The following is a 13,916-nucleotide window of genomic DNA, read 5'->3' as shown; positions in this document are numbered from 1 at the left end:
TGCTTGGCGGCAAGTTGTGCCAGCGTCATCTCACCTCGGATCGCCTCCAGCGCCACCTTGGCCTTGAAGTCCGCCGAATACCGCTTCCGTTTCCCCGTCATCGGTTCGTCCTCTCTCTCGGGCGAACTGTCCACTTAAGCTTCTTGACTGATGAATGACATGACGGTTTCGACTGGCCTACGGCCCAGGTTGCGGCGATAGGAGTTGGTCGTCATTGGATTTTCGACGCGATGCGTACAGCCTTGCTGTGAGCATCGGATTCAATTGGAAACGAAGGCTTTCGCCGCAAAGCCGCAGCTTCGGCCTGGGCATTGCTCTGTGAAGCGGGTCCGGCGCCGGTCAGCAGGCCTGCGCCTTCATCCTGTTCATTTGACATCTGCAGTTTTCGGTCACCGAGCCCGTAGTTCTTCAAGAACGCTTTTCGCTCCTGGCTCGATGAAATTTTGAAATCATTCGTAGTGAGTCGATCCGGCCTTCAGTCGCCGCAAGCGGTGATCGATCGCGGCGCGCAGATATATGATCCTTGCGCCATCGACCTTGTCGAGTCCATGGCCGACGAACCTCAGAAAGATGATGGTATTGATCCGGCGCTGGGGCATGATCAATCGGAGGATATAAGGAAGAGATATCGGGGTAAACTGGAGGTTTTCGCTTCGTGACGATTTAATTGTTTCGCCCGCTTCGTGTTGAGTGATCAGGGGAGCGCATGGCGCCGATCGGCGCCGGGCGCACAGGGGCCTGATCGCGCAAGCGTCCGACCGTCGCCACGTCCAGATTGGCCTGTGCGGCGACGATCTCTGCTCCGGCCAGCTGACAGTACCGGCCCTGACAGCGGCCCATTCCGACCCGGCTGAGGGATTTGGCGCGATTTGCTTCGCTGCCGCCGGCGTCCACGGCATCGCGCAGGGCGCCGGCCGTGATGCTTTCGCAGCGGCAGACCACTGCGTCGTCGGGAAGCTGGCGGACCACCTCGGCGGGCCAGGGAAAGGCGCGGGCGATACCTTCGGCAAAGCGATCGAGGCGGCGCATTCGCCTGGCGTCGGCTCGGGCGTCGGGGGCGGAGAGGCCCATGTCCTCGAGGCAGGCCACGGCAGCGAGGCGCCCAGCCACCTCCGCGCCGTCGGCGCCACGGATCCGCAAACCGTCGCCGGCAAGATAAAGGCGTTCACCTGCGCGACCCATGGCGTCCGCCTTGGGAAGCCATTGGGCGAAACTATGGTCGTAGGTGAAGGTGGCGCCGGCGAGGCCGGCAAGCTGCGTCTCAGCCCGCAAATGCCAGCCGAGGCCGACTGCGTCGCATTCGGTGCGATGGGTCGTGCCGCGATGGGTCCAGGATATGGCTTCGACGCCCTCGGACGACGTTTCGATCCGATCGAGCCGCACGCCCGCCCGGTAGCGTCGACCAAGCTGTGCGCGCATCGCCATGCCGCGCGCGACGAGCCTTGGACGGGCGAGCATCTGCGGCAGGCCGTGCAGCTGCTTTGCCAGCGAAGAGGTGTCGAGCACGGCGGCGATCTCGGCCCCTGCCGCCTCGAGCTGCGTCGCGACGAGCGTCAGGAGCGGGCCGGAGCCGGCGAGGACGATCCGCCGCCCGAGCGCCACCCCTTGCGCTTTCAGCGCGATCTGCATGGCGCCGAGACCATACACGCCGGCACTTTCCCATCCCGGGACAGGGGCAAGGCGCTCTGTGGCGCCAGTCGCGATGATGAGGCGATCGAAAGCGATTTGCTGCAGGCCGTCGGCCGTCAGGACTTGCAATCCATCGTCGGCAATCGCGAGGACTGAGCTCAGCGGAAAATAGGCCAGCCGGTCCTCGGCCAGCATCCGGTCGAAACAGGCGTGGAGGGCCTGCGCCTTTTTCGCCTCGGATCCGTAGAGCTTATCCGCCGCCCGCTTGAAGCCTTCGGGCGCACGGCGATAGATCTGGCCGCCGGAGCGCATGCCTTCGTCGACGACCGTTGGGCGCAGGCCCGCATTCGTCAGGACCTCGGCCGCCCGTATGCCGGCCGGGCCGGCGCCGACGATGACGACGCGCTCGCTCATGGCCATTCCCGCGGTGGCATGCTCATGAGGCGCATTCCCTCGGCAATGGGCGTAGAGCAGGCGCGAATGCGCGGCCCGCTCTCCTGCCACATCCAGCAATCCTGGCAGGCGCCCATCAGGCAGAATCCGGCCCGGCCTTCGGGACCGAATTCGGAGTGTCGCAAGGTCTTCGCGTTACTCAGAACGGCGGTCAGCACCGTGTCGCCGAGAAGCGCCCGGCAGTCCCGCCCGTCCAGGGCGAACTCGACCGGCGGTCGGTCCTCTTCCGCCAGACGCCGGATGCGGCCTTCCGTGCTCATTGCGCGGCCTCTGCCATTTGTTGCGGCAGCGGCATCTCCGGAAAGCGCTTGAGCACCTCTGCCAGCGCCTCGGCCACGCCGGCGGCGCCCGAACGGCCCTCCATGCGGCGGAAGATCTCGGTCTTGGCGAAGAAGCGCCAGTGGATCGGCAAGGCGTTCAGCGTTTCGGTCAGAAGCGCATAGGCCTCGGGCGTCCACTGGGCTTCGTACTCGTTGCGCTCGGCGCCGAAGTCGAAGTGACCTTTTGGCGCCGGTCGTGCCTGACGCAAGGCCTGCGTCGCCGTCTCGTCCACGACACCGTCGACCAGCACCACGCCGTAATCCTTGCGCGCCGCATCCTGCGAGACATAGCCGCGCGCGACGTCCTCGGCGACGCGCCAGGGCTCGCGCGCCATCGGGTCGCCGCGCCCGCCGCCGCCGGCCGAGCGAATGGACAGGATGTCGCCCGGCTGGAGCGTGGCGGTATCGATATTGCCGAGATGGCGGGCGTCCTCCCGGCCGGGATTGACCCACAGATCCGAAAGCCCCGCCGCCTTGCCGCCGAGGACGCCCCAGGGGCGAAAGCGGGAGCGGTCGCGGTTTCGCGCCGTCACCTTCGTGTCGGGGGCAAACACCTTGAACACCATTTCCGTGGCGAGGCCGCCACGCCAGCGCCCGGCGCCGCCGGTATCCTGGGCCAGCCCGTATCTGAGGAACTCGATGGGTGTCTCGGTCTCGGTGATCTCGATCGGCGTGTTCCGGAGATAGGCCGCGTCGGCGCCCGACCCGTTGGTGCCGTCGCGATGGGGCATGCCGCCGCCGCCGCCGACCACCGGATTGACGGCGGAAATGACGGTGCGGCCGCTCCGCTCGTCGGTCGTCATCACGTTGACGATGCAGTTGTTGCCCGCGGGCGCTGCCGGCAGGCGATCGGGCACCACCTGGCTGAAGCCGCCGAACAGCACCGAGCGCAGCCGGGCGCAGGTGAGCGAGCGCATGCCCACCGCGGCAGGGCTGACCGGATTGAGCACCGTGCCCTGCGGTGCGATGCAGGTGAAGGGACGGGTGAGGCCGGTGTTCAGATAGATGCGCGGGTTCAGCGTGTAGAGGATGTAGTAGATCCCGACGAGTAGCATCGAATGGCGCGGATCGCCCCCGGACGGGACGTTCAACGAGGAGCCGAGCTGCGGATCCGAGCCGGTGAAGTCGAGGATCGCTTCGTCGCCCTTGATCGTCAGGGTGAGCTTCAGGCGGCAGGGATTGGCCTCGACGGAATCCTCGTCGGCGTAGTCGGAGAATTCCCATGTTCCGTCGGGCATCGCCCGCAGAATGTCGCGGGCCTGCGCCTCGGCGTGATCCATCAACGCCTCGACGCCCTCGAGGAATGCCTCCCTGCCGAACTTCTCGACCATGGCGAGGATCTTGCGCTCCCCGGTTTTCAATGCCCCCACCATCGCCTTGATGTCTCCGACATTGAGGTCGGGCTTGCGGACGTTGGCGGTCATGATCTTCAGGATCTGCTCGTCATAGACCCCTTCCTTGACGAGCTTCATCGGCGGAAATCGGATACCTTCCTGGTGGATCTCGGTCAAAGCGCGGCTGAGCGAGGCGGGGACGGCACCGCCCATGTCGGTGTTGTGGATGTGCCCGCCCGTCCAGGCGATGATCTCGCCCTCGTAGAAGACCGGCTTCCAGAGCACCGCGTCGGGCGTATGGGTGGCGACATGGCTGGAATAGGTGTCGTTGGTGAAGCCGACGTCGCCGGGCTTGTAGTCCTCGATCATCTCGATCGCCCGGCCGAAAGTGAGGCCGCAATACCATGTCGCGCCGAGGTCCATGGGAACCGCGAAGGTCTCGCCCTTGCGGTTCAAGAGCATGACGGTGAAGTCCTCGGTCTCCTTGACGAAGGCCGAATGGGCGGTGCGCTGCAGGGTGAAGCCCATGTTCTCGGCGGCCGCGCGGGCGTGGTTGGCCAGAACCTGAAGGTTCGTGCGATCGAACATCGGTTTACTCCGCGAAGCTGAGGTGGAGATTCAGGAAGCGGTCGACTCTTGCCGTGACGCCCGTGGGAATCGCGAAGGTCGTATCCTCCTGGGCGACGACCGCGGGGCCCTCGAAGAGCGAACCGGCATGAAGGTCGGACCGAGCAAAAAGCGCGATGTCGCGTCGGGCCCCATCGACGAAGACCGGCGTCATTCGCTGTGCGATCGCTTCCTGTGCCGTCTCGGCTTCTTCGGGGAAATCGAGAGCCGGGCCGGCGCCGACGGCGGAGAGCCGCAGGTTGACGACTTCGATCCGGCCTTCGGGATCATGAAAGTCGTAGATGGCATCATGCAGCCTGTGAAACGCTGCTGCAATGGCGGACAGGTCCGCGCCTTCGAACCATTGCGCCTCGATCGGCACCTCGATCTCGTAGCTCTGACCGGCATAGCGCATGTCCGCCGAAAACTGCAGGTCAAGCGCCCCGACATGGCCCTGCGCGGCGAGCCAGTTCCGCCCCTCGGATTCCAGGTCCGTCAGAACCTGACGCAGTTCCCGGAGCGCATTCTCGGAGAGGTCCTGGAAGGTCGTGCGGATGAAGTCGCCGCGCAGATCGGCGACGAGGCCGCCAAGCGCCGAGACGACGCCAGGTCGGCGCGGTGCCATGACCCGGCGGACGCCCATCTCGCGGGCGAGCATCGCGCCCAGCATCGGGCCGCCGCCGCCGAAGGGCATCAAGGTGAAGTCCCTGAGATCGACGCCCGAGCGGGAGGCGAGCTTCTCGACTTCGACGAACATCTCGGACACGGCGATGTCGAGGATTGCCTGGGCGGTTTCCTCCAGGCTGCGGTCGAGCTTGTCGGCGAGTTCTCCCACCGCAGTGCGCGCCAGATCGACGTTCATCTGAAGCTGGCCGTAAGCCATCTGGCTGTGACCGAGCCAGCCGCAGACTGCCATGGCGTCGGTCACGGTCGCCCGCGTTCCTCCCCGCCCGTAGCAGGCCGGCCCGGGTGTCGAGCCCGCCGATTCCGGGCCCACGCGCAGAACGCCACGCTCGTCGACCGAGGCGATCGACCCACCGCCGATACCGATCGAGCTCACCGAGATCGACGGGACATAGAGCGGGAACTCGCCGATCAGCTCGCCCGTGCCGAATTGTGGTGCGCCGTCGATGATCAGCGCGAAATCGGCCGATGTGCCGCCGATATCGAGGGTCAGGATCTGACTCTCTCCCGCCTGTCGGGCGAGCCAGGCCGCCCCCATGACGCCGGACGCCGTGCCGGACAGAAGCATGTTTACGCAGGCGCGCTTGCCTTCGGCGGCGTTCATCACTCCGCCATTCGACTTTGTCAGCATCGCTCGCGCGGGCACCCCTCTTTCGGTAAGGCGGGCCTCGAGCGCGGTCAGATATCCGGCGACGCGGGGATGGACGTAGCCATTCATGATGGCCGTGGTCGTACGCTCATATTCGCGGATGACCGGCCAGACCTCGGACGAAGTGAACACGAAGAGTTCCGGCGCGATCCGGCCGATCTCGGCCTTAACGGCCTCCTCGTGAGATCCGTCGCGCCATGCGTGGAGGAGGGCGACTACGATCCCCTCGGCGCCGCTCTCGCGAGCGGCCGTGACGGCCTTTGCGACAGCGGCCATGTCGGGCTCGCGCGTCTGGCGGCCATCGGATCGCATACGAACTGGTATGCCGAAAACGCGATCGCGGGGAATCATCGGGTCGGGGCGACTGCAGAACAGCGAATAGACTTCCGGCATGCGCAGCCGGGCGAGTTCGATCACATCCTCGAAGCCGGCATTGGTGATCAGCACCAGGTCGGCGCCGCGCCGCTGGATGATGGTGTTGATCCCGACCGTGGTGCCGTGAACGAAGCGGCTGACCTGGGCCGGGTCCAGGCCTTCACGTTCGGCGAGAAGCGTCAGCCCCGTCATCAGCTCCGCCCCCGGATCGTCGGGCGTCGTCAGCACCTTCAACGAGGCGACCCGACCCGAGCGCGTTTCCAGAGCGCAGAAATCAATGAAGGTGCCGCCGATATCCACCCCGATCTTCCAGTCCGCCTGTCCGGCAGCAGCGTCCATGATGCCTCTCCGCATTTCAACGTTGCAGGAAACTGACAGAGCTTGACGAGCGGGTCCAAGACACAAAGCGACGTCCGACATAAGGAGGCCTTATGCAGCTTGCGCATTTGCGTCTTTGCCTTGCGGTCCGCCAGACCACAGAAAGGAGGCAAAGGAGAGAGCGGATGGACGTGATCGTGATCGGTGGCGGGCTGATGGGAACGGCCGCCTCTTTTTTCCTGGCCCGGCGCGGCGTGAAAGTCACCTTGATCGAGCGCGGACGCGTGGGCACCGGGGCTACCGTTGCATCCTTCGGCAATGTTCGCCGAACGGGGCGCTACCTGCCGCAACTGCCCCTGGCGCACCGCTCCCGCGCCTTGTGGGGCGAAGCCGAGAGGATGCTGGGCCGGGACGTGGAGTTCCGCGCCACCGGGCATCTCCGGCTAGTGTTCGACGAAAAGGGGCGGGAGGACATGCGGCGCTTCATCGAAGCTGCCCGGCCTTGGAATTTCGAGCCCGAGGAGATCGGCCAGAACGAGCTGCGCGCCAGATTTCCGGGCATCGGGCCGGACGCGATCGGCGGGTCATTCGCCGAGACGGACGGTAACGGCAATCCGCGTCTGATCTGCCCGGCCTTTGCCGCCGCTGCGCAGAAACTCGGCGCCACCATCCTCGAAGAGCAGGAGGTTCTGGACGTTGCCCGCACGGGCAGCGGATTTTCCGTGACCACTTCGACTGGCCGTTTCGAAGCCGAAGTCCTTTTGAACACGGCCGGGGCCTGGGGCGCCAAGATCGCCGCGCGCTTCGGCGAGACTGTGCCGATCGAAGCGCGCGGCCCGCAGATGGGCGTGACCGAGCCCTTGCCCTATCGCATCGCCCCGGTCGTCGGCATGTGGGCGGCGGGTCGCCCCAACGGCTATCTGCGGCAGGTGGAGCGCGGCAATATCGTCTTCGGCGGCGGCGCGGTGCGCACCCATGTCGATCTCGAGCGCACCCGCTATGCCACGGCCGATCCTGCGCGCCTGCCCAGGCAACTCGCCTCGCTCTTGCCGCTGCTGCCGGCGCTGGCCGACGTCTCGGTCATCCGCACCTGGTCCGGTGTCGAGGGCTATGTCGCGGACGACCTGCCCGTCATGGGCCCATCAGCGACGACTCCCGGCCTCTACCATGCCTTCGGCTTCTGCGGTCACGGCTTCCAGCTCGGCCCCGGCGTCGGCGACGTGATGGCCGAGCTGATCGCGACGGGCCGAACCGAGACGCCGATCGCCGACTTCGACATCGCCCGGTTCAACGGCGCCAGCACCACCGTGACGGCGGACTGATCCCTGCCGAGCTTCGGCTCCGATGCAAGGGATGGTCGTGGGCCGTGCGGTTGCTCGTGCGTGATCGGTCTCCGGTCGATCAGGCCCGACCGCATCCGCCCGCTCCTAGAGGCAAACCCGTCTTATAAGAACGGTCCGGGAGAACGAGTCCCGGACCGCTGGTTTGGAGCCCGCGCGGCGATCCAGCGTAAACCCCTTGGCGCCGGTCGAAGACCGGGCCGACGGTTCGGTCCACGCACGCCAATCTGATTCCTCAGTACATCATCTCGGGCAATGCCAGGACGACGCCCGGCCAGATGATGAAGATGACTTCCGCCACCAGCAGGGCCACGAGGAACGGAAAGACGCCTTTCGATATCTGTTCCAACGGACTGTTGGTGACACCCTGCAGGACGAAGAGATTGACCCCGACGGGCGGCGTGATGGCCGCCATTTCGGTGTAGAGAACCATGATGACCCCGAACCAGACGGGATTGATGTCGAGAGCCAGGATGACGGGAAACATCAGCGGCAGGGTCACGACCATCATCGCCGCACCGTCCATGAAGAGTCCCAGGAACAAAAACAGCAGGGTGCAGATGATCAGGAACTGAATGCGGCTGAGATCATACTCCACCACCAGGCCGATCAGATATTGCGGCACGCCCATATTCGAGAAGCCGTGACCGAGGATCATTCCGCCGAGGAGGACGAAGAAGATCAGCGTACTGATCGTCACGCCGTCGCGCAGGGCGTGTCCAAGCGTTTCCAAATTGAGGGTACGATAGGCTGCGGCGACGAGAAGCGACCCGAGACATCCCAGCGCACCGGCCTCCACGGCCGTCGCGATGCCGAAATACATCGTTCCCAGAACCATCGCGAAGAGCAGGATGACCGGCCAGACATTCAGAACCAGAGCGAAGGTTCTTGCCGGCCCAAGCCAGGGTTCCCGCAGGTGGTCCCGCAGCACCACGGAGCGCAGGACGATGTAGGCCATGAACAGGAGCGCGATGATCAGGCCGGGCACTACGCCCGCCATGAAAAGCTGACCGATCGACGTGTCGGTCATCACACCGTAGATGATGAAGCCGAGGCTCGGCGGGATCATCGGCCCCAGTGTGCCTCCGGCGGCCAGAGACCCCAGCGCCGGGGCATCGGGATAGCCGCGCTTGCGCAACTCCGGCAGGCCGATCGTGCTCATGGCGGCGCAGGTGGCCGCCGTCGAGCCGCAGATCGACGCGAACAGGGCCGAGCCGGCGATGTTTGCGTGCAGCAGACCGCCCGGCATCCAGCCGACGACAGCCGCACTGCTGTCGTAGAGCTTTTTCGAGATGCCGCATGACGCCAGGATGGTGGCCATGAAAACGAACAGCGGAAGAGCGACGAACTCATAGCTGTTCATGCTGTTGAAGGCGACGAACCCGACTGCCTGCAAACCCGACCAACCATCGCGAAGCAGGTACAGGCCGATTCCGCTCAGCCCCAAGGCGACCCCGATCCAGACACCGCTCGCCATGAGAACGATGAACAGCAAGGCAACCAGTCCCGCCAGGTGCAGCAAGTCCATGGTTCAGGTCTCCAGAAAAGCTCTTGGGGAAGGCAGGTCCGCTCGCGCGACATCCGAACGCCCGGAGAGCGTGGCCGCGTGGATCGACCAGATGCGTGTCAGCGGGATTGGCCGGGGCTCAGCCGACCATTCGGGTCGACCACCATTTCGAGGAACCGCAGAAGGGAGACGGTTCCCAACAGCAGGAATCCGAAGCTGAACACTGCCTGGAAGGGCCAGGCGATGATGCCGGAAACATCGAACCGCGAATTCATCATGTAGGAGAGAAAAATAAGATTTTTGGACGCAGTGATCATCAAGGCCGACAGCAGCAACGTCACGAGATACGAAAATGCCGTTAAGTAATACTGCGCTTTCAAGCTGAAGTGGCGGGTCAGCAGATCGACGCGTATGTGTTGTTCGCGAACCAGCAGGCTGGCAAAGCTGAGCGAGGCGAAGACCACCAGCAAAGCCGAGACGAGATCACCCTGAAAGATGAGCGGCGCAGCGAACACATATCGCATCACCACGCCGACTGCGATCAGCCCGACCCAGACCAGAAGCACCAGCCAAGACAGATATTCCGCCATTTTGGCAAAGACATCGGCTTTCCGACTGCACGCGAGGACGATGTCTTTCAAGTCTTGAACTCCGGTCGTCTGCCGAGGCTGGATGAGGGAGGGGAGAAGGTCCCCTCCCACGAGAGACAGTCTCGCCGCGGCTCAGTTCGAGGCGGATGCGCGCACCGCATCGATTGCGTCGTAAGCCTTCTTCGACATGTCGTCCTGGGCGACGAACTCGGCGACGGCGTCCTCATGGATCTTCGAGAAGACCTGCTTGGCCGCCTCATCCGGAACGATGATCTTGACCCCATGCTCATTGGCATAGGCATAGGGGTCACCGGACGCGTCCGGGTTCGACAGATCGGCCATGTAGGCTTTATCCCACTCGGCGAAGACGGCGCGAACGATCTCTTGATCCTTGGCGTCGAGACGCTGCCAAGCCTGCTCGCTGACCCCCAGAATGTGCGGCAGGAACATCAGGTCGAGCTGGTAGACATTGTCGACGACCTCGTTGAATTTCATCTCTTTCAAGGCCGTAATGCCGGTAATGGCGCCGTCGATCGTCCCGCGCTGAAGACCCATGTAGATTTCGGACTTCTGGAGCGAGGTCGGCACGGCGCCCAGGGCCGTGACGATGGCATTGGTGTTCGGATCGTAGGTGCGGACGAGCTTTCCGGAGAAATCATCGACCGACTTCACGCCGTTCTTCAGATAGATGACGAGCCACTTGTCGGGATGCAGCGGATAGGCGAGCGGAACGATATGATGCTCACCGGAGAACTCCTCCAGCATCGGCTTCGTCGCAGCCAGCATCGGCTCACGAGCGTCTGCGTCCGGGGACAGGAATGGCAGCCCGTAGACGCCAAGCCACGGATACTCCAGCGCCGATGCGCTGGTCGGTATCAGCGCCGAATCCAGCATGCCATATTCGAGCGCGCTGACATATTGTTTGGCTTGGAAGCCGGATTCCGATCCGTAATGGACCTCGAACTCCACGCGCCCGTCGGTTTCTTTCTCGATACGCTCGAAGGCGTCCTGCAGCCTCAGGGAAAGCTCATGTCGAGGCGACTGGATCGTCGCGAATCGCAATGTCACGTCGGCGGCGTTCGCGAATCCGGAAATTGAAGACGCAATGGCCAGCGCGCCCGTCAGCACCGCGATTCCTGAGCCAAGCCCAATTCTATTCGAAATCGACATGTATCTTTCCTATCCTGATCGTTCGAATTCACAGCACGGCGTAATAATTCCGAATAGATGTACCCAATACACTGTCGATAAGGATTCTTACCTTGTCTTTCGGATTATCCAGATTGAGCCATTTCGATTGAGAAAGTCATCGTAAAGCTGTGCGCCTGACCGTCCAATACGAATCAATGCGCGACACATAAGCCGCGCCTATCAACGGGGTTGGCAAGCCTCTTCGGCCCGCACTCTGGGCTCGGGCTGAGGCGCGATCGGGGTTGAAGGGCGAGCCGATCTCTCATTCCCAATCAGGCGCCGATTCTCATGCGTTGCTTGCAGCCGCACCGGCAACGCATGTCTGCCGGCATCTGCGAGACCGAGATCTTTCAGCGAACGCGGTCGGCGAGGCATTCGAGAGGCCGTTCTGGCATGAGCGCTTTCAGCCTGAGCCGGCGCTGTAACCTGCCCAGGCCAGGGACACCTTTTCGCGCATGAGTTTGGCGGCGCCGCTGATGGGATGGTTCGTCCTCGTCAGGATCGCCACCGGCAGGGCCGTCTTCGGCACGAATGGAACGATCCTCACGCCGCTGAAGAGGCCCCATGGAAGGAGGCTGTCGACGATCGCAATGCCAAGTCCACTCTGCACGAAGGGCAGCGCGCTGATCGAAACGTCGATTTCGATCGCCGGCGCGTATTCGAGGTTCTCGGCATCGGCGATTGCCGAGAGAAGCAGGCCGGGAAGGACTTCGGGGCGATAAGCGATCAAGGGATAGGCGGCGAGGTCGGCAAAGCCGATGCTGGCCCGGCTGGCCAGGGGATGCTCCCCCGGCACCAGACAGGCGAGGTGCGATTCCCCGATCTTCTCGACGTCGATGCCGTGATGGGGCTTGTCGTTCATGACGATGCCGAGCGCGATGTCGCCGTCACGGAGCATGTCGACGATATGGCGCATCGGCGCGATCTGCGATCGTACGACGACGTCGGGATATGACGCGCGAAAATCCGCCAGGGCGCCCGGGATGAGTGCCATGGCGGGCGGTGCTGACGCGGCTATTCGCAGCAGGCCGGTTCGGCCTCGACGCATGTCCGCCGTGCGGCGCCGCAACGCCGCCAGTTCGCCGAAGATCCGTTCAGCTTCCGGATAGAGCTCCAGCGCTTCCTCGGTCGGCACCAGTCGCCGCTTCACCCGATGGAAGAGCTTGAAGCCGAGCTGGTCTTCGGCGTGGAGGAGGATCTGGCTGAGCGCCGGCTGAGAAATGTTGAGGGTGGCGGCGGCTCCGGTGACCGTTCCCGCCCGCATCAGGGCACAGAACACTTCCAATTGGCGAGCACGCATGACTCAGACCTCCGAAGACAGGGCGCCCACAATAGAAGGCCGCGCCATGGTCGGCGACGGGCCCCCTTTGCGCGTACGGTCCCGTGCGATCGTCAAAACTCGGAGACCCGGCCCCAGGCGCTTTTTCCGAACCGCGACAGACGGTAATGGCGATGTTCGACGCTCGGCGTCCGGCCCGTCACCATATCGGCCACCAGGCGACCGGCGCCGGGGCCGATGCCGAAGCCGTGGCCCGAGAAGCCGGCGGCCAGCAACAAGCCCTTCGGCCCGACCCCGTCATCGATCACCGGCACACCGTCCGGCGTCGAATCGATGTAGCCGGCCCAGGCCGCCTGGACGGGGACGACCGTCAGTTCGGGCAAGAGCCGGCGAGCGCGCATCAGGATCGTCTCGATGGCGCGAGCCGAGGGGATGGGATCGAGAATCCGCATCCGCTCCATCGGCGTCGGCTTGTCGAGCGCCCAGCGCTTCAGCGTTTCGTGCCCCGCCGCGAAGCCCGACAAATTGCCCGGCGTCAGAACCCGCCAGCGTTTGGCGAACATCGGCAGGAAACTTCTGGCGTAGCGAAGCTGCTGAGCTGTCGGATCGACGCTCGCCATGCCGGAGACGGCCAGCGTATAGCCGCCGTCGCCCCGGCGCGTCACCGACACCTCCGCGGTGTGCAACGCGTCCGGGAGCCCCTTGGCGCCGGGCATCAGCGACAGGCTCGGCGAGCGCACCGAGGATTGCGGGAAGGAGATGCCGAGCTGCCGGCAGAAGGAGGACGCCCAGGCACCGCCGGCCAGGACGACGCGGCTCGTGCGGATCGTCCCGTTCTCGGTGACGACGCCGCTCACCCGGCCGCCCGCGGTCTCGATGCCGCGCGCGGCGCAGAACTGATGGATCGTCCCGCCATGCTTGACCACGCCGCCTGCGATCAGCGGCGCGGCGCGGGAGGGATCGGCGATGCCGTCGCTCGGGGAGAAGACGCCGCCCTTCCAGGGCTTGCCTGTGGCAGCGCCGCGCTCGCCAGCTTCCGCCGCACTCAGCATATGCGTCGTCACGCCCTGCGTTGCCGCGAAGTCGCGCCATTTCGCCCAGCCGGCGATCTCGGCCTCGTTGTCGGAGAGATAGAGAAGGCCACACCGGCGAAAGCCGAGATCCTCGCCGATGTCCGCCGTCATCTCCTCCCACAGCGCCAGGCTCTGGGTCGCCATGGGCAGTTCGCGCGCGTCGCGATTCTGCTGGCGACACCAGCCCCAGTTCCGGCTGGATTGCTCGGCGCCGACGCGACCCTTTTCGACAAGCGCGACCTTCAAGCCCTGACGAGCCATGAAATAGGCCGATGAGGCGCCGACGATCCCGCCGCCGATGACCACCGCGTCGACGCTGTCGGGGAGCTTTTCGGATGAGGGAACGACGAGAAGGGGTGCGGGCATTTCTGAATTCCTCTACCTGGCCGAAACATAGTCCGGGCCGGGCGCGAAAATGCGACTAATCCGCCCGTCCTTCGGCATTTCATGCCGCAGGTGCCCCGCGGTTTGGCAGTTGATTTCCGTGAAGAAGAGGGAGCGCGGCTTGTCAGTTGGGAACATTAGGGCCACTCTCACAGTTTATTCTGCCGCGCGAGGGGATTGGTGG

At 64.5% G+C, this 13,916-nt stretch carries 12 protein-coding genes; 1 reads left to right on the top strand and 11 read right to left on the bottom strand.

What is annotated here, in order from left to right; translation table 11 throughout:
* The 6 genes from GTK09_RS28275 to GTK09_RS19500 all read right to left on the bottom strand — a co-directional run.
* Nucleotides 1-101 (bottom strand): transposase (locus tag GTK09_RS28275; protein ID WP_512698710.1); only part of this gene is annotated, 101 nt, incomplete at its 3' end.
* Nucleotides 102-211: 110 nt separating this feature from the next.
* Complete coding sequence (locus GTK09_RS19520; protein WP_163465110.1) at nucleotides 212-412, bottom strand: hypothetical protein; 201 nt, start codon at nucleotides 410-412, stop codon at nucleotides 212-214.
* Between the two features lie 251 nt (nucleotides 413-663).
* Nucleotides 664-2,043 carry an FAD/NAD(P)-dependent oxidoreductase gene (locus GTK09_RS19515; protein WP_163465109.1) on the bottom strand — a complete coding sequence of 460 codons (1,380 nt, stop codon included), beginning with the start codon at nucleotides 2,041-2,043 and terminating at the stop codon, nucleotides 664-666.
* Nucleotides 2,040-2,342, bottom strand: a complete 303-nt coding sequence (locus GTK09_RS19510; RefSeq protein ID WP_163465108.1) for a (2Fe-2S)-binding protein — start codon at nucleotides 2,340-2,342, stop codon at nucleotides 2,040-2,042. The genes GTK09_RS19515 and GTK09_RS19510 overlap by 4 nt, the downstream gene beginning before the upstream one ends.
* On the bottom strand, nucleotides 2,339-4,324 hold the full coding sequence (locus GTK09_RS19505) for a hydantoinase B/oxoprolinase family protein (RefSeq protein ID WP_163465107.1): 1,986 nt from the start codon (nucleotides 4,322-4,324) through the stop codon (nucleotides 2,339-2,341). Before GTK09_RS19505 ends, GTK09_RS19510 begins: the two co-directional genes overlap by 4 nt.
* Nucleotides 4,325-4,328: 4 nt before the next feature.
* Nucleotides 4,329-6,389, bottom strand: coding sequence for a hydantoinase/oxoprolinase family protein (locus GTK09_RS19500; RefSeq protein WP_163465106.1), 2,061 nt, complete (start codon nucleotides 6,387-6,389; stop codon nucleotides 4,329-4,331).
* 164 nt (nucleotides 6,390-6,553) lie between these two features.
* Here GTK09_RS19500 and GTK09_RS19495 point away from each other — a divergent pair, with 164 nt between their 5' ends.
* Nucleotides 6,554-7,690, top strand: a complete 1,137-nt coding sequence (locus GTK09_RS19495; protein WP_163465105.1) for an NAD(P)/FAD-dependent oxidoreductase — start codon at nucleotides 6,554-6,556, stop codon at nucleotides 7,688-7,690.
* Nucleotides 7,691-7,943: 253 nt separating this feature from the next.
* On the opposite strand, the gene GTK09_RS19490 is transcribed toward GTK09_RS19495, so the two are convergent.
* The 5 genes from GTK09_RS19490 to GTK09_RS19470 form a co-directional block, all read right to left on the bottom strand.
* Nucleotides 7,944-9,236, bottom strand: coding sequence for a TRAP transporter large permease (locus GTK09_RS19490; RefSeq protein ID WP_163465104.1), 1,293 nt, complete (start codon nucleotides 9,234-9,236; stop codon nucleotides 7,944-7,946).
* 98 nt (nucleotides 9,237-9,334) lie between these two features.
* Complete coding sequence (locus tag GTK09_RS19485) at nucleotides 9,335-9,856, bottom strand: TRAP transporter small permease (protein WP_163465103.1); 522 nt, start codon at nucleotides 9,854-9,856, stop codon at nucleotides 9,335-9,337.
* Between the two features lie 81 nt (nucleotides 9,857-9,937).
* Complete coding sequence (locus GTK09_RS19480) at nucleotides 9,938-10,873, bottom strand: TRAP transporter substrate-binding protein (protein WP_163465102.1); 936 nt, start codon at nucleotides 10,871-10,873, stop codon at nucleotides 9,938-9,940.
* Between the two features lie 526 nt (nucleotides 10,874-11,399).
* Complete coding sequence (locus tag GTK09_RS19475; protein WP_163465101.1) at nucleotides 11,400-12,296, bottom strand: LysR family transcriptional regulator; 897 nt, start codon at nucleotides 12,294-12,296, stop codon at nucleotides 11,400-11,402.
* A gap of 92 nt (nucleotides 12,297-12,388) precedes the next feature.
* Nucleotides 12,389-13,714 carry an NAD(P)/FAD-dependent oxidoreductase gene (locus GTK09_RS19470; protein WP_163465100.1) on the bottom strand — a complete coding sequence of 442 codons (1,326 nt, stop codon included), beginning with the start codon at nucleotides 13,712-13,714 and terminating at the stop codon, nucleotides 12,389-12,391.
* Nucleotides 13,715-13,916 lie beyond the last annotated feature (202 nt).

Source organism: Jiella pacifica, from assembly GCF_010500815.1.
Taxonomy (GTDB): domain Bacteria; phylum Pseudomonadota; class Alphaproteobacteria; order Rhizobiales; family Rhizobiaceae; genus Jiella; species Jiella pacifica.
Note: the sequence above shows the minus strand (reverse complement) of the source record. Positions and strands in the feature narration are given on the sequence as shown.